Here is an 18,470-nt window from a genome sequence, read left to right on the forward strand (position 1 = left end):
GCCTCAAAAAGGATGCGGAGGCTTACTATGGGGTAAATAGTATAATAGGAAAAGGGCCCAGATTATCTGGACCCTTGGAGAAACGGTTAGGCGTGTACCCCGAGCAGGGGTTTGTCCTGACTGGGCATGGATACAGGAGGTAAGTTTGGAACAGCTTGCATCAGCCCTTCCTCAAACAAGCGCGAGGCTTTGTCCTTCTCGCCGAGTGCTTTAAATAGCCGTGCCAGTTCTGCAGAGGTTGCGGGGTCCTGACGTAACAACAGGCTCTTCTCAAAATACTGTTGTGCCTTTCCCCACAGTTCGTTGCGTAAGCTCAGGCGCCCGAGACAGGTGAGTAGGTCGGCACTCTCACCATATTCCTTGAGCCAGCCCTCTGCAGCAGAGAGCTGAGCCGCTGCGTCGGCACCGGTAAGGCGGCCGTATAGATCGGCCAGCTTGGGAGCCCACTCTCGGTTTAGTAGCCAACGCAGGTGTTTTTCCGCGGCGCTGTCATCACCGCTTTGGTGCAGCAGACGGGCAAAGAGACTGCGAAGCTCTACGTTGCGTTGCCAGCGGCCATTCAAGCCGTGCCAGATGTCATGTAGTTTCTCTCTGTCGTTTCGGTTTGCGGCTTCGATGAGTTGATGTTCGTAGACTTCCCGCTCTAGTTTTTGTCGGTCTTCTTCGGACATATTGGCGTGTTTTTCTAATTCAGGGAGAAGTTCTCTCAGGTTGCTCCAGTCCCCCAAAGCGTAATAGGCCTGCTTGAGCATCTGTAGCAGAGCCGGGTGCTTAGGTTCTAATTGCTTGGCTCGCTTGAGGCTGGCGATACACTGTTCGTAGTGTTTATCCTGTAGCTGCATACGGGCCTGGCTCAAAGCCACTGCCAAGCCAGTGTCATCGCCACAGGCTTCGGCTTTTGCCAGCAACTCATTGGCTTCTTCGCGAAATCCAAGCTCATGAGCGCTGCGCGCGGCAGCCAGGTAATTAATCAGTGGCGCCTCGGAGCGCGGCGCACTTTTTAAAAGTTGTCGTCGGGCACGTGACCAGTTGCCCTCCATAAACTCCACCAGGCCACTAGTGAGACGTCTGCGGGCGACCCGCTGGCGGCCAAAGCGCAGGCGATCGACGCTGCCGCGCACAGCGCGAAAGAGACTGCGGCTTATCCAGGTGAGAAGAAACAGGGCGAGCAAAAGGGCAACTAGCGCGACTATGGCGAACCAGAGATTCATCTCATAGCCTTTGTTGAGTTCGCCACCGAAGCCGATTACCAAATACCCGGGGTAATTCTGATTTATCTGCGGCAGTAAGGCGCCGAGAAGTAATAGGGCGACAGCAGCAAAAAGGACCTTTCTCACTGGCTGACCTCCTCGGTGGTGCCGGTGCCATACCCTGACGTTTTGTGCAGCCGCTCAATGTAATTGTAGAGAGCCACCTGTGAGGCATTCAGGTCTGGCATTTGCGCCTGAATGGGCTGTTTGCTGAGTTCTGCCAGTTGTTGCGCGAGTGTGTTGCGCTGGGAATTGGCTGTGCCATAAGTCAGAAGCAGCTTGCGGGCGCTATCAAGAGCGTCCTTGTAAACGGTGCTATCGCCGCGCAATAGAGCCAGTTGTGCCTGCTCCATATTTAAACGCAGGGTTTGGCGAAAGCGTGCCTCGCTTTGAGGGGAGAGCATTACCGGGTTGATATCGCCATCGATGGGGCGAACAGAGTCGCGTAGGAAGTTGGTAAAATTTTGCCAGCTGCGCTCCCATGCGGATTGGTTATCCTGCGTGGGCTCTGCTTTTGCCACCTCCCTTGGAGTTTGGGTCATATCGAATTGCGGCTGTATAGAGGCGCGGATCAACTGCTCTTCCAGGGCGCGCAGGCGTAAATAGAGGCCTTCTCGATCGATATTTTCCACGAGTTTCAAAGCGGTGATATCCCGTGCCAACTGTTGGCGCACTCCGTAGAGATCCGGGAGATTAACCTGGCGCAAAATGGTGTCGACCTTTTCAACAAGGCCCAGAGCGGCGCGGCTATTGTCTTCAAGCATCAGCCGCTGATTGGCCATTCGCAATAGGTAGTCGGCCTCGGCCAGTTGCCAGTCCTCCCGGCTCACATTACCCAGCTCACTGAGCCGGTTGCCCTGGGCGGTGAGGCTGCGCTGAAGAGCCGCTAGCTGTTGCTGTAGCTGCAAAATAGTACGCGTTTGCGATTGTATTTGATTGCGCAACTCAGTATCTGTCTGTTGAAGTTGATCAAGCTGCTGGTTCTGTGGGGAGACGCTCGGCGCTTCTGCCTGCTGGGCTTCTATGGAAGGAGGTTCGGCAGTAGATTGTGCAGCGGGTGCAGTAGAAGTTATCCCTTCGCGGGCTTGGCTGGAAGTATCAGGCCCGGTAGAAATATTTGGCGATGTGACTTCACCTTGTGATTCGGCTTTCTGTGTGGACACAGTTTGTTTGGCAGGGAAAAAGTCCAGCTGTGCGATGCGGTTGCGCAGTTGGGGCCAGCTGTACCAGGCAAAAGCGATCAAAGCGATAAGCAGCAGAATAAAGACCAGCCACCACCAATGCCCACCGCCCTTTTTAGGCATCACATTTTTAGCGGCCTTATCAGTTTTGCCTTCTGCTGCTTTGGCAAAATTGCTCTTGCTCCCCCCCTTGTCCAGTGCATCGGAAGTGAGTTCGTTAGCCGGGGTGGAAGGATTGTCCTTGGGTTTTTCGTTGGTCATGGGCTTGGGGCGCAGCTGGTAATTGTCGTCGAATTATAGCGAGTGGCACCGACCATAATAGCGCCGGTGGCGTCGTTTTGAGATTTTTAACCCAATAGGGCAGCAAATTCGAGAGCAATTCAGTTTAGCGCCCTGAGCAGTGCCTCTAGCATAGCGCTGTCTCCGGCATTCTGAGCACTGCTGGTATAGATAAAACCCAGAGCACGGGCTTGCTCCGCGACGCGTGCGCTGGGACAGATAAGGGCAGCCTGGAGGAGGTGTGCGCAATTTGCACGCTCAATGCAGCTGTGTAGATTCGCGAGAGTCTCGCCACTGTGGACCGTGATGGCATCCGGGGTGAAAGAATACCCCGCCAAATCCGCTGGGGCACCTGCAGGTAGGGACCTACGGTAGAGTTCACAGTAATCCACACGCCCACCCCGTGCGCGCAAGGTGTCGCCAATAAGAGTGCGTCCGCCAGTGCCGCGGAAGATCAGTACCCGAAGTCCTGAAACCTCTTGTAGGGTGGGGAGGGCGAGCAGGTCCTCGGAAGTCATGTGTTCGCCGCTGTGCTCGCAGGGTATACCACGCATCAGTAATGCTTTAGCCGTGGCCGCGCCAATAGCGAGGTATTGTGGCCCCTGGGGTAACTGTGGCCAGTAATCCTCCAGCCAGTCGACGGCGTAGCGCACCGCATTCTGGGAGACGAAAATGGCAAAATCCACCTGGTCGAAATTGAGAATCCGTTTTTTAATGGCCTGCTGAGCCGCCTCATCAATGAGGGGCTCAATAGCCAACATAGGGATAGTGTCAACTTCCGCGCCCGTAGCGCGCAATAGCGTACCCCAGGTGTCGGCTTGATGGGCGGGGCGCGTGGTCAGTACGCGCTTGCCTTGCAGGCGCTTGGCCATATGGATCTATCCTGGGCTTAAATCGCGTCGAGAATTTTGTCGGCACCCTGCTCCAGCAACTGTTCAGCGAGTTGAACGCCCAGAGCTTCGCCATCAATGGCTGCACCACGGATTTCGGCGCGGATCATGCTGGTGCCATCGGGACTGCCGACCAGGCCGCGTAGCCACAGAGCGTCGCCTTCCAGCTCGGCATAACAGCCGATGGGAACCTGACAGCCGCCGTTCAGGCGCTTAACCAGTGCGCGTTCTGCACTGAGTCGCGCGGCGGTTTCATGGCAGTGCAGTGGTTGCAGTAGGGCTTCCAGCTCGCTGTCTTTGCGGGCTTCGATACCGACAGCGCCCTGGCCGCCGGCGGGTAGCAATACAGTGGCGAGGAGAAAGCTGCGGATGCGTTCGCGCATCTCCAGGCGCAGCAGCCCGGCGGCAGCGAGAATAATGGCGTCGTACTCTCCCGCATCCAGTTTGGCTAGGCGAGTGTTTACGTTGCCGCGTAGGAACTTGACCTCCAGATCGGGGCGCTGCGCCAGAAGTTGGCACTGGCGGCGCAGGCTCGAAGTGCCCACAATCGCGCCTTGTGGCAGTTCCTCCAAATTGGCAAAGCGGTTGCTGACGAAGGCATCACGCGGGTCCTCGCGCTCGCAAATAACTGGCAGGTAGAGGCCTTCGGGAAATTCCATCGGCACATCCTTCATAGAGTGTACGGCGATATCCGCGCGTCCCTCCAGCATGGCCACTTCTAGCTCTTTTACAAAGAGCCCTTTGCCGCCCACCTTGGTTAGGGGGATATCCAGCACCTGATCGCCACGACTGGTCATTGGCAGCAACTCTACCTCCAGCTGAGGGTGCTCCTGCTGCAGGCGATCCTTAACATAATTGGCTTGCCATAGGGCCAGGGCGCTCTCGCGCGTAGCGATGCGGATACGGGAAATGGGCATTGGGCTCGGTCACTCATTTATGTGGGCGGGTAATTCTATCAGAGCGCCGGCAGCTATGGCTCAGCTTGCACAGATTCTGGGAGCGGGTATCAGGCGCGTGCGCGCAGCCAGTCCTCGAGAATGATACGCGCGGCAATGGAATCCACTGGGTTATCGGCGTAGCTGCCGCGGTGGCCGCGTTCAGCTGCCTCTTCTTTAGCTGCGCGGGTACTGAGGCGCTCATCAATCATTTCCACCGGTAGCCCGGTGCGCCCGTGCAGGCGCTGGCCAAATTTACGTGCACGAGCACCAAATTCACTCTCACTGCCATCCATATTCAGTGGTAAACCCACAAGCAAATAATGTGGCTTCCACTCGTCGATCAGTCGCTGGACCTTGTCCCAGTCGGGTTTGCCATCCTTTGCCGGCAGTGGTGGCAGCTCTTTGGCGCTTCCGGTCAGGCTCTGGCCAAAGGCGAGGCCGATGGAGCGGGTGCCAAAATCGAAGGCGAGGGCGGTAATGGGTTTACTCATCAGGGGGAACATCCGGTATTAGAGGGATCAATCTTCGGCCGGATAATAACCGGGAAGGGCTAGGCGTGTCCGGCCTGTGAGCCGAGCCCTGAGAGGTCGATACCGTGTCGAGCGGCAGCACTTTGCCAGCGTTTTTGCACTGGGGTGGCAAACAGGATTTCGGGTTCTGCCGGTAGAGTCAGCCAGGCGTTTTCCGCCAGTTCCTGCTCCAATTGTCCTGGCCCCCAGCCGGCGTAGCCCAGAGCTAGCAGCACATCGTCGGGGCCATGTCCTGAGGCCAGTGACTCGAGAATATCCCTGGAAGCGGTAAGACTGATTTCCAAATTGATTTCGCTCGTCGAGTCGAAATGTACGCCGGCACCGTGCAGGACAAAGCCCTGCTCGGGAGAAATAGGCCCGCCCAGCAGAACAGTTTCATCGCCACGTTGGCTGGAGTCCTTCAGCGACAACTGCTCGAAAACCTCTCGCCAGTGCACTTTGCTGGGGGCGTTGATCACTATGCCCATAGCCCCCTCTTGGCTGTGCTCAACAATTAGAGCGATGCTGTGCTTGAAGCGCGGGTCCTCCATGCCGGGCATGGCCAGTAGGAATTGGCCGCGCAAGCTGCCATGGGTTAGGTCGCTGTCAATGTTCGAATTGGGCATAGTTGGATTCTAGGTCGCTTGCGTGCAAGGCAAGTTTAGCCGCGCTCGGGCAGCTCACCTGCGGTAGTGGAGAAGCCAGTTAAATCGAAGCGCCAGGTGCGGATAATTTCGAGGCGGTCAGCCTCCTTGCGAATCTCTGCTGGGAAAGGCGCAAAGGGGGCTGCCAGGCGTACAATCTGTTGGGCGGCATCGTCGAGGATTCGCTCTCCCGAAGAGTCCAGAATCATTACTTCCTCCACCGCGCCTGTAGGCAGCAAGCGCACCATCATGCGCAGGCTGCCAGTGATTTTCTGCTGCAGGGCTTCCGCGGGGAAGTTGTCGCTACCTATTGCTTCCACCTTCTGGCGCCATTCGTGCAGATAAGCGGCATCTGCAGAGGCTTTTGTTGCCACTGAGGTCAGGCGTCGCACTCGCGGGCGCTGGGCAATAGTTTGGCGAATTTTATCCAGGCGCGCTTGCAGGCTGGCAATTTTTGGATTCGTCCTGGCTAGATCATTTGGGGCATCGCCGCGTTTCTCTTCGGAAAACTTGTCTTCGGCGGGTAGCTCCGGGGCCTGCAGAGGGCTATCGCCGATCGTGGTGATCAACTGGCGGCGCTGGTCAGCAGGCCGTGCGGCTTGCTGCTGTGGTAGAGGATTAACATCGTGAATTTGCGTATCAGCAAATTCGGCGCGACGATTGCTGGACAGCTCCTTTGGGGTATCTGCCGTGCCGCTGGCCTGCTGGTTGTGTTGGGCCAGGTAGTCGGCATCTTCCGGTGCTTGTGGCGAGTTATATTGTGACAGAGTAACTTCCAGGGTTGGTGCGGCTTGCCGCCCTTCAGGTTCGGCAAAAGCCACACCAAAAATCAAAAGCGCGTGAATGGCGCCAGCGAGAAACAGCGAGAACGTAAAACGCTCGCGCTGGTCTGCATAATTTGGCGTCGTGTTGGCGGTGGAATTCATTATCTATTATCGGTTACTGCTTATATCTTGCCGAGCGTTACGCTCGGCATTCCCATCCGGCCCGTTCACTGGTGGGAGTCATTCAAGTTAAAGGCGCAGTTTAGCGCTTTTGTGCCAGACGGTGTGTGATGGCGCTCATTAGTCGCGCACCGATATAAGTATCGTAGGCCGCATCAATCTCACGCACACAGGTTGGACTGGTGACATTAATTTCCGTGAGGTAATCACCGATAACATCCAGACCGACGAATAACAGCCCTTTTTCCTTCAGGGTGGGGGCGACTTGTTCTACGATCCATCGATCTCGATCAGTCAGTGGCCGCGCTTCACCACGGCCACCGGCGGCTAAGTTGCCGCGAGTTTCACCCGCCTCGGGAATTCTGGCTAGGCAGTAGGGTACGGCTACACCATCGACAACCAGAATGCGCTTATCGCCATCTTTAATTTCGGGAATATAACGCTGCGCCATGATTTGCTGGCGGCCGTGCTGGGTGAGCATCTCCAGAATGGCGCCTAAATTAGCGCCGTCCGGTTTGCAGTGAAAAATACCTGCGCCACCCATGCCATCGAGGGGTTTGAAAATGACATCCCGATGGGTTTTATGAAACTCCCTCAGGCGCTGCATATCCTTGCTGACCAATACAGGCGGGCAGCACTGGGGAAAAGTCGTTGCAAAAATTTTTTCATTACAGTCCCGCAGGGACTGCGGTTTGTTAACGACTAATGCACCTTCGCGCTCAGCCGCTTCAAGGATGTAAGTGGAGTAAATGTACTCATTATCGAAGGGGGGGTCGATACGCATTAAAATGGTATCGAGTTCTCCAAGGGGCATCTCCCTGGCTTCTTCCAGGCTGAACCAACGCTCGGCATCGTCAAATACCCTCAGTGGTCTGCCCTTACCAATGGCACGGCCATTGTCCAGATACAGGTCGCTTTGCTCAAAATAAAACAGCTGGAAACCGCTGTCTTGTGCGGCCTGTAACAGTGCGAGTGTCGTATCTTTCTTAAAATTGATCTGGGCGATGGGATCCATCACCACACCGAGGGAGTAATTCATCTTAGCTTCCGTAGTTGAAGGGATTTTTGATCCCGCGCCGCGGTGGTTGTGGCTGATTGAAATGTTGCCACTGCCAACTTGTAGGGTGGATAAGGTAAGAGCAGCTTCGTCTAGGTGCAACTTAATTAGATAAGTTGTCTGGATTGGCAATAAAAAGTGGTGATTATTTGCACCATAAGGTCTGCGGTGCTTCAGCGCGGCTAGATTCACCTGGGGTTCTGTGATAAAAGTTCCACCCAGTGTGCGATCTTGGCAAAGATAGACACCCAGGCCCCGCAAGCGGCTCAAAAAAGGGTGCAGATAAAAATTTTCGCGTGCCCGAAAATAAGTAAACAGGGGATTCAAAAAAGACTATGGAGCTTAACTGGGAAAGTCTGACTGTAATGGTGATTGACGACAGTAAGACAATTCGCCGCACTGCCGAGACTCTGCTACAAAAAGCAGGTTGCACGGTCGTCACTGCTACAGATGGTTTTGATGCGTTGGCGAAAATCGCGGACTCCCGTCCCGATGTTATTTTTGTCGATATCATGATGCCGCGCCTGGATGGCTATCAGACTTGTGCGCTGATTAAAAACAACAGTGAATTCCGCTCCACTCCAGTAGTGATGTTGTCGAGTAAAGATGGTTTGTTCGACAAAGCGAAAGGCCGCGTTGTTGGTTGTGATCAATATCTGACAAAGCCATTTAGTAAAAGCGAGCTGTTGGGAGCAATTTCCGCTCACGCAAAGCCGCACCACGCAGCCTAAGTAATCACTAACAAAAAGGGTCTGATTTTTTGGACCGACCCCTTCGCTCTTTGGGGGGGATGAATTAACAGACATACCGTTCACCACATCTGCCTGTGGTGGAAGGTTCTGTAGTCTGGCAGTGCATTGGCAGTAAGTGCAGACTTGGCACATGCCATCAAAATAAATACAACAAATCGCCAAGCACTGTCATTTATTGAGCAGTTGCCAATTCGAAGAAGTCATGGGGGAAATGATGGCAAGAGTATTAATAGTTGATGACTCTCCTACCGAAACACACAAGCTGACCACAATACTTGAAAAGCATGGCCATTCGGTAATCACCGCGCCCAATGGTGAAAATGGTGTGGATGTTGCACGCAGTCAGCGACCAGATCTGATTTTGATGGATATTGTGATGCCTGGGTTAAATGGATTCCAGGCCACACGCCAGCTGAGTAAGGATGGCAACACCGCGGGGATACCGATCATTATGGTGACTACCAAAGATCAGGATACCGACCGGGTTTGGGGTATGCGCCAGGGCGCAAAAGCTTATCTCACCAAGCCCGTTGATGAGGGCAAATTGTTGAGTGCAATTGGGGAGGTGTTGGCCTGACGGCCAGCTGCTCAGCGTGCAGTCACAAACCCCCTATCTAGCACTTGTTGATATCGCTCGGCGAGCTAAAGCGCAGGCCACCGGCCTGCCCGGCCGCCGAGAAATCAAACCCTATTGGACCGGAATCGGTTTCTCTTTACTCGGCCACAACTTCGTCGCCTCAATGGATGATGTTGTGGAATTGCTCGAAGTGCCGCAGCACACCTTTATTCCCGGCGTTCAGCCCTGGGTAAAAGGTGTTTCTAATGTTCGCGGCCGCCTGTTACCCCTGATTGATCTCGCAGCCTTTTACGGCGGCCACCTCTCGGGCCAGCGCCAACAGCGCAGGGTTCTGGTGTTGGAGCGGGAAAAAACCTACGTGGGGTTGATTGTCGACAGGTTGCACGGAATGCAGCATTTGGCATTTGAATATGCCCGTGAAGCACCAACAGATTTAATTGAGCCATTTGCGCCGATGGTGCATGGCCAGTTTATTTTACAAAAGGACCGGTGGCTGGTGTTCGACATGCGGGCTCTGCTCAAAGACCCTCATTTCATGGATGCTGCCACTCGTTAAGGTCCGATTGAATTTTCGGCATCTCGCAGCTTTTGAGATGTTGGGGGGACCCTAAAGCGGTGCAGGGATATTCGCACTGGCTGAGGGCCATTGTCATTAAAGCGTTAAATATTCAGTGGTATTAAACCGGCCTAATGCTTGGGCCCGCTAGGAGTAAACTATGAAAACAGGCTCCCAGAGCTCCTTTTCCGCGTTTCGCAGTAACCCTGCTGCGCTGGGTTTGGGTCTGCTGGTACTCGCCGTACTGGCGGGGCTGATTGTCAGTATCTATTTGGTGCAGACCCGCAGTGATCGCGATAAAGAGTACCTACAGCAAGTTGCTGAACTTCGCGCACTTTCCTATCAGCTGGTCTCCTATGCACCGGCGGCCACTTCCGGAGACGACGAAGCGTTTGCCGAGCTGGAAAAAGTTTCCGGGCAGATGGCTAACGCCTGGAATCAGCTGCAGGGAATGGATAAAGGCAGCCGCAGGGCGCTGGACGCTGAGCTAGCGACTTACGGTACCGTTTGGCGTAAGTTGCGCGAGCAGGTGGAGACGATTACCGGTAACAAAGAAACGATTATCTTCCTGAACGATGTTGCCACCACTTTGAGTGACTCCCTGCCGGAATTGCAGGCTGAGCACAACAATATTGTGGAAATTCTGCTAGCTAATAATGCCCCCGCTAATCAGGTTGAACAGGCTCAGTTACAGGTATGGCGGGCTGAGCGAATCGGTCGAAACATCGACAAGATGCTGCAGGGTGATGACGATGCCGAAGGCGCAGCCGACCAGTTTAATACCGATGCTAGCTTGTTCGGTAAAGTGGTAGATGGCATGAAGAGCGGTGATGTAGTGATGGGAATTTCTCGCATTACCGATGAGGAAGCGCGCCGCTCGCTCGATGAAATTACCGAACTGTTTGAATTTGTAAGCTCGTCTGTTCGCGAGATCTTCGAAGCAACCCCGGCACTGTTTGCATCACGTCAGGCAACCAACGGCATTATTGCATCCTCGCCACAGCTGCTTGAGGCTCTCAGTACTCTGAACGACCGTATTGTGAATCTGGCCGATGAACGTCAGCCAAACAATATGACTATTACCATTTTGGCTGCAGCATTCGTGCTGTTAATTTTTGCCATGATGGGAATGGCCTTCTCCGGTACCCGCCGCAGTCTGATGGAAGAAGCCGAGACCAATGAGCGCAACCAGCAGGCGATTATGCAGCTGCTGGATGAGCTTGCTGACCTCGCCGATGGTGACTTGACCACCTCTGCAACGGTAACCGAGGCCTTTACCGGTGCGATTGCAGACTCTATCAACTTCACCATCGACCAGTTGCGTGTGCTGGTATCTCGAATTAACGGTACCGCACAGGAAGTATCCGGGCTTTCTCAGGAAACCCAGCAGACAGCCCTGCACCTTGCCGAGGCTTCCGAGCATCAGGCTCAGGAGATTGCCGGGGCCTCTGCCGCGGTGAACGAAATGGCGGTTACCATTGACCAGGTATCTGCTAACGCCTCCGAATCTGCCCAGGTTGCCGAGCGCTCGGTACAGATCGCCAGCAATGGTTCCAAAGTGGTACAGAACACCATTAAGGGCATGGATAATATCCGGGAGCAGATTCAGGACACCTCCAAGCGGATCAAGCGCCTGGGTGAATCTTCCCAGGAGATCGGCGATATCGTAAGTCTGATTAATGACATTGCCGACCAGACCAACATCCTCGCACTGAATGCTGCCATTCAGGCGAGCATGGCGGGTGACGCCGGTCGAGGCTTTGCCGTGGTTGCGGACGAGGTTCAGCGACTGGCGGAACGCTCTGCCGCTGCAACCAAGCAGATTGAAGGCCTGGTAAAAGCGATTCAGTCTGACACCAACGAGGCGGTAATCTCCATGGAGCAGACCACCACAGAGGTGGTACGTGGTGCACGTTTGGCACAGGACGCCGGTGTTGCGCTGGAAGAGATCGAGAATGTATCCAGCAACCTGGCCTCTTTGATTCAAAATATCTCCAACGCTGCCCGCCAGCAGGCTTCCTCTGCTGGCCACATCTCCAACACCATGAACGTGATTCAGGAGATTACTTCGCAGACCTCTGCCGGTACACAGGCTACTGCCCAGTCCATTGGTAATCTGGCGCAGACCGCCAGTGCCCTGCGTGAATCTGTTGCCGGCTTCAAACTGCCGCAAGAGGAGAGCGTGGAAACCAATAGTGAAATGTACGACGTAGAGTTGCCGGAGATGGATGCGGAAACTTTCACGCTCGACAGTGAGGAAAGCAACTCCTTGGAGTCCCGTGAAGATCGGGCTCTGGCCTAACCCACAAAATAAAGCCCGGCGCCTTCGTTGGCTGCCGGGCGGAGAGGGCGCACGGAGCAATTTCCGCAAGATTGCGAACCCTGGATCGCTTCGGGTAGAGCGCCTGCATAGAGAATGAATTATTGGGGACTTGGCGTGAGTCACGACAATCCGAACTTCATGGCCCTGGACTGGCTGATAGGCGAAATTAACGAGACTCTGGCACAGGCACGCCAGTTCCTCGAGACTTTCGCAACGGATCCGCAAGCCGGTGAGACCCTGCTGCAGAACAGTTTGTCCCTGGTGCACCAGGTACACGGTAGCCTGCATATGGCGCAACTCAATGGTGCGGCGATGCTGGCTGAGGAAATGGAGCAATTGCTTCAGTCACTGGCCGGTGGCACCGTTGAAAATACCGATGAGACGCGCGAATTCATGATGCGCGCCCTGCTGGAATTACCTCTCTATTTAGAGAAGGTTTCTTTTCAGCGCCGTGATAATGCGGTGCTGTTGCTGCCCCTCCTCAATGATTTGCGCGCGGTGCGCCGCGAGCGCCTGATTACCGAGGGCGCACTCTTTTCCCCGGACCTCACTTCATCGAATCGCATCACCGGAAAGCGCCAACCTTTGACTGCAGACAATGTGCGCCTGCAGGAGCTGGTGGGCAAGTTGCGCAAGATGTATCACGTTGCCGCAGCGGGGCTAATCCGCGATGTAAACAGTGGTGAGAGCCTCTCTTACCTGGTGAAAATTGTCGAGAAGTTGCAGCTTCTCTACAGCGGTAGTCGGCGGCAGTCTCTGTGGGAAGTATTACTGGGTATCCTGGAAGCCCTGGCAGAGCACCGTATCAATGTGCAACCAGCATTGCGCCATCTGCTGCGCCGAGTCGATGTAGAGTTCCGCCTGCTGCAGGGTCGCGGTGCCAGAGTACTGGATGCCGAGCTGGATGCAGACTTCCTGAGCAACCTACTCTTCTACGTTTATCTGGCCGGTCCAAATGGTAGCCGTTGCCAGGAACTGTACCAACGCTTTGCCCTGGATAGGGCAGTGCCGGGCACGCCCCGCCCAGATACAGAAGATGTCTTGGCCATGGGGCCTGAAGCATTGGGTACTGCAATAACTGCACTGCGTGAAGAGTTGCAGCTGGTGCGTGAGGCGCTAGAACCCAGTGGCGCAGCCTCCGAACTTCCTCCCCTCAGTGAGACTGCTGCTATCGCCAAGCGGATTGCAGACACCCTCGGCGTTTTGGGTCTCGAAGCGCCGAGAGGTCGTGCCCGCGGCATTTATGAGTACCTACGCGATGCTTCGCGCGGCACTGATGTCGAAGAGTACCTGATGCGCGCCGCAGGTGAGCTGGTGCAGCTTGACTCAGCCCTATCGGCTGCTGTCGACCGCAATAAGCGCGGTGATAACGAACAGCCGATTATGGGGGATGCTACAGATTCGGTGCTGCGTGAAGCGCGCCTGGGCCTGGAGGCGGTTAAAGAGGCGGTCATGGAGTATGTGGCCAGCCACTGGGATATCAGCTATCTAAGCCGCGTACCCCAGCGCCTGCAAGAGGTATGTGGTGGCCTTGAAATGGTGGGCTACCAGCGTGCGAGCAAAATTATTGCCGCTTGTAATCGCTTTATCAGCGATGCACTGATCGACCGGGCAGAGCAGCCGGAATGGCGAATGCTCGATACCCTGGCCGACGCGATCACCAGTGTCGAATACTATCTGGAACGCCGAGTTGAAGGCCTGGATGATACCGAGATGTTGCTGGCTCTGGCGGAAGACAGTGTCGCGAACCTCGGCATTTCCTTTACTGATGCTGAGGTATCTGCGGAGGAGGCTGAGTCCGTCCACGAAAGCGCGGTGAGTGAAGAGGACAACGCTGGACTTGAGTTATTTTCACCGGAGTTTTTCGATAGCGCAGACACCGACAAAGATTATCGTGAAGAGCAACTTCTCAATGTTGTCTCTGCACCGGCTGAGCCTGAGACCGAATCCGTACCTAATGTTGAACAGCCAGTGGAGAAAACACTGGATCTGCAGCAAGTGGAAGCCCCTGCTACGGAAGAAGCTAACGAGTATGAAGACAACTGGTTCTCAACAGTTGAAAGTACTGTCGAGCCTGAGACTCTTTCCGAGGCCCCGGCGGTAGCTGCAGAAGAAGAAATTTCTGTAGCTGTGGCAGCAGGCAGCGAAGATGAGTCGTCACCTAACGAAGTGGAGCCGCTTGCAGAAACTGGGTCAACCTCAGAGCCTGTTGAGAGCGAATCGCAAGAGTTAGTCGATGATAGCGAGAGCTTGATCGATGATGAGATCATCGAAATTTTCCTCGAAGAAGCCAGCGAAGTACTCGCGCATATCGGCAATTATTTCCCGGAATGGGCCGCTAATTTTGCCAATTCAGACGCCCTGGTGGAGTTCCGCCGTGGCTTCCATACCCTGAAAGGCTCCGGCCGTATGGTCGAGGCGCTGGATATCGGTGAGTTGGCCTGGTCTGTGGAAAATATGCTTAATCGGGTAATCGATGACAGCATAAAGCCTGAGCGCGCCCATGTGCTGTTAATTGAGCGGGTATATCAGAAGCTGCCATCGATGATCGAGGCATTCCGTCTCCGCAATAGCGATCCGGACAAATCCCTTACCCTGCAGTTACAAGCCTGGGCGGAGCAGCTCAGCCAGGGGCATATCCCCTCGGAACTGCTGGTCGAAGATGCCAATGCCGCAGCTACTGTAACCGTTGAGGAAGAAGAATGCAGCGACGAGAGGGCACAGCTGTGGGAGATCTTTGCTCAAGAGGCCGAAACCCATCTGGGCGTCGTTGATGACTACCTTGCGGACATGCGTGCTGCGGCCCCGGTTTACGGTGTACCCAGCGACCCCCTGCACCGAGCCCTGCATACCCTGAAGGGTTCTGCCCATATGGCAGAGGTCAAGGTGGTGGCCGAAATGATGGCGCCTCTGGAGCGCTTCGCCAAAGAGCTGCGTATTTACCAGGTGCCCATCGATGCGGATATCTTCGAGTTGATTGGCGATGGCGCAAATTACGTACGTCAGGTTTTGGCACAGATCCGCGCTGCAGAGGCCATTGAGGTTGAGCGAGCCGAGCAATTCCTTGCCCGTGTTGCCGAGTTGCAGGAACGTTCCGTAGGTCACCTGATCCGCGAGCGTGAAGCGAATGAGCCCAGAGCAGTAGATCCTCAACTTCTTGAAGTGTTGATGGCAGACGGTATGCGTGTCCTGCTGGATGCGGATCAGATGCTCAATCAGTGGCGTGCAAACCCTGCCGATAAATCTCAGGTGAGTGAAGTTGCCGAAGAGCTCAATACCCTACAGGAGGCCGCCAGCCGCGCTCAGCTACCGACCCTGGCAGAGCTGGCACAGTTACTGCTGGAGGTTTATCGCAAAGTATTGGCCGATCAGCTAGAGGAAGAACCCGCCTTGTGGGCTTCCCTTGAACAGGGGCACAACGAGTTACTCGATCTAGTGGATGCTGTCGCCGCTGCCCAGGACTTACCTGAGGTTAGTGAGGCGGTAGAGGAAGCTCTGCGCTATCTGGCCGAAGGCGAAGTGAGCGAAGATGTATCAGAGGATGACTACGACCTGAGCGAACTGGGTATTGAGGCACAAACTCTCGACCCTGAAGCTGGAGTGGCTGCAGAGGTTTCTGATCTAGAAACTGAAAATATTGAAGAGCACTCAGTTTCCGTCGACGAGGTGCAAGCCTCCGTACTGGAGACGATTTTTGCCCCCACCGCTGAGTCCGTTTCTGCGACTTTGCCTGAGGTAGAGTTAGAGTCCGCGCAATCAACGGAAGTTGAAACTGTCGATGCTCCAATGGTGGAGATGGTAGATGAGAGCGCTGTGGAATCCGTGGACGTCTCACCCGAGCCAGTCTTGGATGACCTCTATGACGCACTGTTCGAGGTGGCCGAGACTACAGACATCTGCGCTGACAAGACAGCTGAATCTGAACAGAATGCAGTAGAACCTGCTATTGAGGCTGTGGAGCCTGTTCGCCAAGCGCCTACTGTGGAAGTGGTATCAGAGTCACAAGCTGGGCTGAGTATTGCCGAACAACAGCGCCTGTTGGCGGATATTGATCCCGATGTGGTCGATGTCTTTATGGAGGAGGCTGGCGATCTTACCGACGAGCTGGAAGAGCTGATTCAGGCTTGGGAAGACACACCAGAGAGTGGTGAGCAGGCTGAGGCGCTCAAACGGGTTCTGCATACCTTCAAGGGCGGTGCCCGCATGGCCGGCCTTATGGGGCTTGGTGAAGTTGCTCACCGCTTTGAAACAGCGATTGAGGGCATGCGCGATATTGTGAAACCCTCCGCACAATTCTTTAGCGAGGCGCATTTCACACATGACCGTATTGCCGAGGGAGTAGAAACCGTTCGCGCCTGGATGGCAGGTGAGCAGTTGGAGGCCTTTGTTCAACTGATCACTACCGATTGGGCTGACATTCAAAACCCGCTTGGCAATGTGTCTGATCCTGTCACTCAAGCAATCACGGAGGAAGTACCTCCAAGTGTTGATGCTGAGCTTGTGACTGTTGCTGATGAGTCCATCATTGTCGATAAACAGGAGCCACTGTCCACAGAAAGCGAGGAACGTCCTGAACCTGAGCAGGGACTAGAGCCCTCTGGGTCATTGCCGCAGCCAGTACAATCTTCTGATGCCGGCAATGTTCTGCCATTTATCCGCAAGCCCGAGGGTGTGGAAAATGAGGTGGCGGCTCCCACCAGGAACCAACCACAGGAAATGGTTCGGGTTGCCGCTGAGCTTTTGGAAGAGCTGGTGAACCTCGCTGGTGAAACCGCAATCTCCCGAGGCCGTCTCGAAGAGCAGATGAGCGAGTTTGGTCTGGCCCTCGATGAGATGGATTCAACCCTGTTGCGTCTCAATGAGCAGCTGCGTCGTCTGGATCGTGAGACCGAGGCACAAATCTTGTTCCGCCAGGAGCAGCTGGCTGAGCAGGATGGTGATTTTGACCCGCTAGAGATGGACCGCTACTCATCTATTCAGCAGCTGTCCCGTTCCCTGCTTGAGTCCACTTCTGACTTGATGGAGCTGCGCTCCACCCTGGATAACAAAGCCCGCGATACCGAGACACTGTTGCTGCAGCAATCCCGTGTTAATACCGAGTTGCAAGAGGGGTTGATGCGCAGTCGCATGGTACCTTTCTCACGCTTGGTGCCCAGGCTGCGTCGTATTGTGCGCCAGGTGAGTTCGGAGCTCGGAAAACAGGTGGAGCTGGTGTTCTCCAACGTCGAGGGGGAACTGGACAGGTCCATGCTGGAACGTATGGTGGCACCTCTGGAGCATATGCTGCGCAACGCGGTAGACCACGGCATTGAAATGCCTGATGCACGCCGCGCGGCAGGCAAGGCCGAACGCGGTCGCATCGATGTGGCTCTGGCTCGAGAAGGCAGTGAGGTGGTGCTGACCATTCGCGACGATGGAGCAGGGGTGAACCTGATCCGCGTGCGGGAAAAGGCTGTGGAAAATGGCCTGATGCGCCCGGATGCGGAGCTCTCCAATAGCGAGATATTGCAGTTTATTCTCCAGGCAGGTTTTACCACTGCGGAAAAAGTTACCCAAATTTCCGGCCGTGGGGTCGGTATGGACGTGGTTTCCGCCGAACTCAAACAGATCGGTGGCAGCGTGCATATCAATTCCGAGGCGGGTGCCGGCACGGAATTTGTAGTGCGCCTGCCGTTTACAGTATCGGTCAACCGCGCACTGATGGTGAAGATTGGCGAAGACCTGTTTGCCCTGCCGCTCAACACTATTGAAGGTATCGTACGCCTGAGCCCCTTTGAGCTGGAGCATTACTACCGCTCTAGCGATGCCCGCTTTGAATATGCAGGCGAGCTGTATGAGGTGAACTACTTTGGCACCCTGCTGAAGTCTGGTGCCCAACCGAAGCTCAGTGTTGATGATATGCAATTACCAGTATTGTTAGTGCGCTCCGAGGGTCACGCTATGGCCCTGCAAGTGGATGCTATCCGCGGCAGCCGCGAGATTGTTGTGAAGAGTCTTGGTCCACAGTTTTCTGGGGTACAAGGAGTTTCTGGGGCAACGGTAACTGGTGATGGCAGTGTGGTGGTGATTCTCGATGCCCATGCCCTGCTGCGGCGTCAGGCAACCCAGTTAGCACGCCCGGATATCCCACAGCTGCAGTTACAGGTAGAAGAGCAGCCCGAGCGAGAAGAACGCCAGCAGACTGTAATGGTGGTGGACGATTCCGTAACGGTACGCAAGGTAACCACACGCTTCCTGGAGCGCGAGGGGTATCTGGTCAGTACCGCCAAAGATGGTCAGGATGCGGTGATTCAGCTGCAAGATAAGGTTCCAGATCTGATACTTCTGGATATCGAGATGCCCCGTATGGATGGCTTCGAAGTGGCGCGGCATATTCGCTCCAGTAGTCGCTTGCGAGATATCCCCATCGTGATGATTACTTCCCGTACCGGTAGTAAGCACCGTGATCACGCTATGTCTCTCGGAGTCAATCACTACCTGGGTAAGCCCTACCAGGAAGACGTATTGCTGGAGGCTATTCGAGAATATGCCGGCACTTCGGCCGTTGGCAGTTGAGCGAATACCAAGAAA

13 protein-coding genes are annotated in these 18,470 nt (G+C 55.0%); 5 read left to right on the top strand and 8 right to left on the bottom strand.

The genetic code is table 11. The features are described 5' to 3' along the window. Nucleotides 1-86 precede the first annotated feature (86 nt). The 8 genes from ACJJI0_RS16505 to gshB form a co-directional block, all read right to left on the bottom strand. Nucleotides 87-1,337, bottom strand: coding sequence for a heme biosynthesis HemY N-terminal domain-containing protein (locus tag ACJJI0_RS16505; RefSeq protein ID WP_444883436.1), 1,251 nt, complete (start codon nt 1,335-1,337; stop codon nt 87-89). After that, nucleotides 1,334-2,692 carry a uroporphyrinogen-III C-methyltransferase gene (locus tag ACJJI0_RS16510; RefSeq protein ID WP_444883437.1) on the bottom strand — a complete coding sequence of 453 codons (1,359 nt, stop codon included), beginning with the start codon at nt 2,690-2,692 and terminating at the stop codon, nt 1,334-1,336. The genes ACJJI0_RS16505 and ACJJI0_RS16510 overlap by 4 nt, the downstream gene beginning before the upstream one ends. A 119-nt stretch (nt 2,693-2,811) precedes the next feature. After that, nucleotides 2,812-3,582: a uroporphyrinogen-III synthase gene (locus ACJJI0_RS16515; protein ID WP_444883438.1), complete on the bottom strand. Its 771-nt coding sequence runs from the start codon at nt 3,580-3,582 to the stop codon at nt 2,812-2,814. Between the two features lie 17 nt (nt 3,583-3,599). Then, the gene (gene hemC, locus ACJJI0_RS16520; protein ID WP_444883439.1) at nt 3,600-4,517 is read right to left on the bottom strand and encodes a hydroxymethylbilane synthase; all 918 of its coding nucleotides are present in this window, start codon (nt 4,515-4,517) and stop codon (nt 3,600-3,602) included. An 89-nt stretch (nt 4,518-4,606) separates the two neighbouring features. Next, nucleotides 4,607-5,029: a Holliday junction resolvase RuvX gene (gene ruvX, locus ACJJI0_RS16525; protein ID WP_444883440.1), complete on the bottom strand. Its 423-nt coding sequence runs from the start codon at nt 5,027-5,029 to the stop codon at nt 4,607-4,609. 59 nt (nt 5,030-5,088) lie between these two features. After that, entirely contained in the window at nt 5,089-5,673 is a 585-nt protein-coding gene (locus ACJJI0_RS16530) for a YqgE/AlgH family protein (RefSeq protein WP_444883441.1), read from the bottom strand. A 35-nt stretch (nt 5,674-5,708) separates the two neighbouring features. Next, nucleotides 5,709-6,617, bottom strand: a complete 909-nt coding sequence (locus ACJJI0_RS16535) for an energy transducer TonB (RefSeq protein ID WP_444883442.1) — start codon at nt 6,615-6,617, stop codon at nt 5,709-5,711. 100 nt (nt 6,618-6,717) lie between these two features. Then, nucleotides 6,718-7,674, bottom strand: a complete 957-nt coding sequence (gene gshB, locus ACJJI0_RS16540; RefSeq protein WP_252085942.1) for a glutathione synthase — start codon at nt 7,672-7,674, stop codon at nt 6,718-6,720. A gap of 353 nt (nt 7,675-8,027) precedes the next feature. On the opposite strand from gshB, the gene pilG reads away from it, so the two are divergent. From pilG to ACJJI0_RS16565, 5 genes are all read left to right on the top strand, one after another. Beyond that, the gene (gene pilG, locus ACJJI0_RS16545; protein ID WP_020413651.1) at nt 8,028-8,423 is read left to right on the top strand and encodes a twitching motility response regulator PilG; all 396 of its coding nucleotides are present in this window, start codon (nt 8,028-8,030) and stop codon (nt 8,421-8,423) included. Nucleotides 8,424-8,658: 235 nt separating this feature from the next. Further along, nucleotides 8,659-9,021 carry a twitching motility response regulator PilH gene (gene pilH / locus ACJJI0_RS16550; RefSeq protein WP_252084182.1) on the top strand — a complete coding sequence of 121 codons (363 nt, stop codon included), beginning with the start codon at nt 8,659-8,661 and terminating at the stop codon, nt 9,019-9,021. A 16-nt stretch (nt 9,022-9,037) separates the two neighbouring features. Beyond that, nucleotides 9,038-9,577 carry a chemotaxis protein CheW gene (locus ACJJI0_RS16555; protein ID WP_444883443.1) on the top strand — a complete coding sequence of 180 codons (540 nt, stop codon included), beginning with the start codon at nt 9,038-9,040 and terminating at the stop codon, nt 9,575-9,577. A gap of 160 nt (nt 9,578-9,737) precedes the next feature. Next, nucleotides 9,738-11,879, top strand: coding sequence for a methyl-accepting chemotaxis protein (locus tag ACJJI0_RS16560; RefSeq protein WP_252084184.1), 2,142 nt, complete (start codon nt 9,738-9,740; stop codon nt 11,877-11,879). 135 nt (nt 11,880-12,014) lie between these two features. Next, nucleotides 12,015-18,455, top strand: coding sequence for a hybrid sensor histidine kinase/response regulator (locus ACJJI0_RS16565; protein ID WP_444883444.1), 6,441 nt, complete (start codon nt 12,015-12,017; stop codon nt 18,453-18,455). The last annotated feature ends 15 nt before the right edge of the window (nt 18,456-18,470 follow it).

It is taken from the genome of Microbulbifer mixtoriginis (SeqCode), from assembly GCF_052466695.1.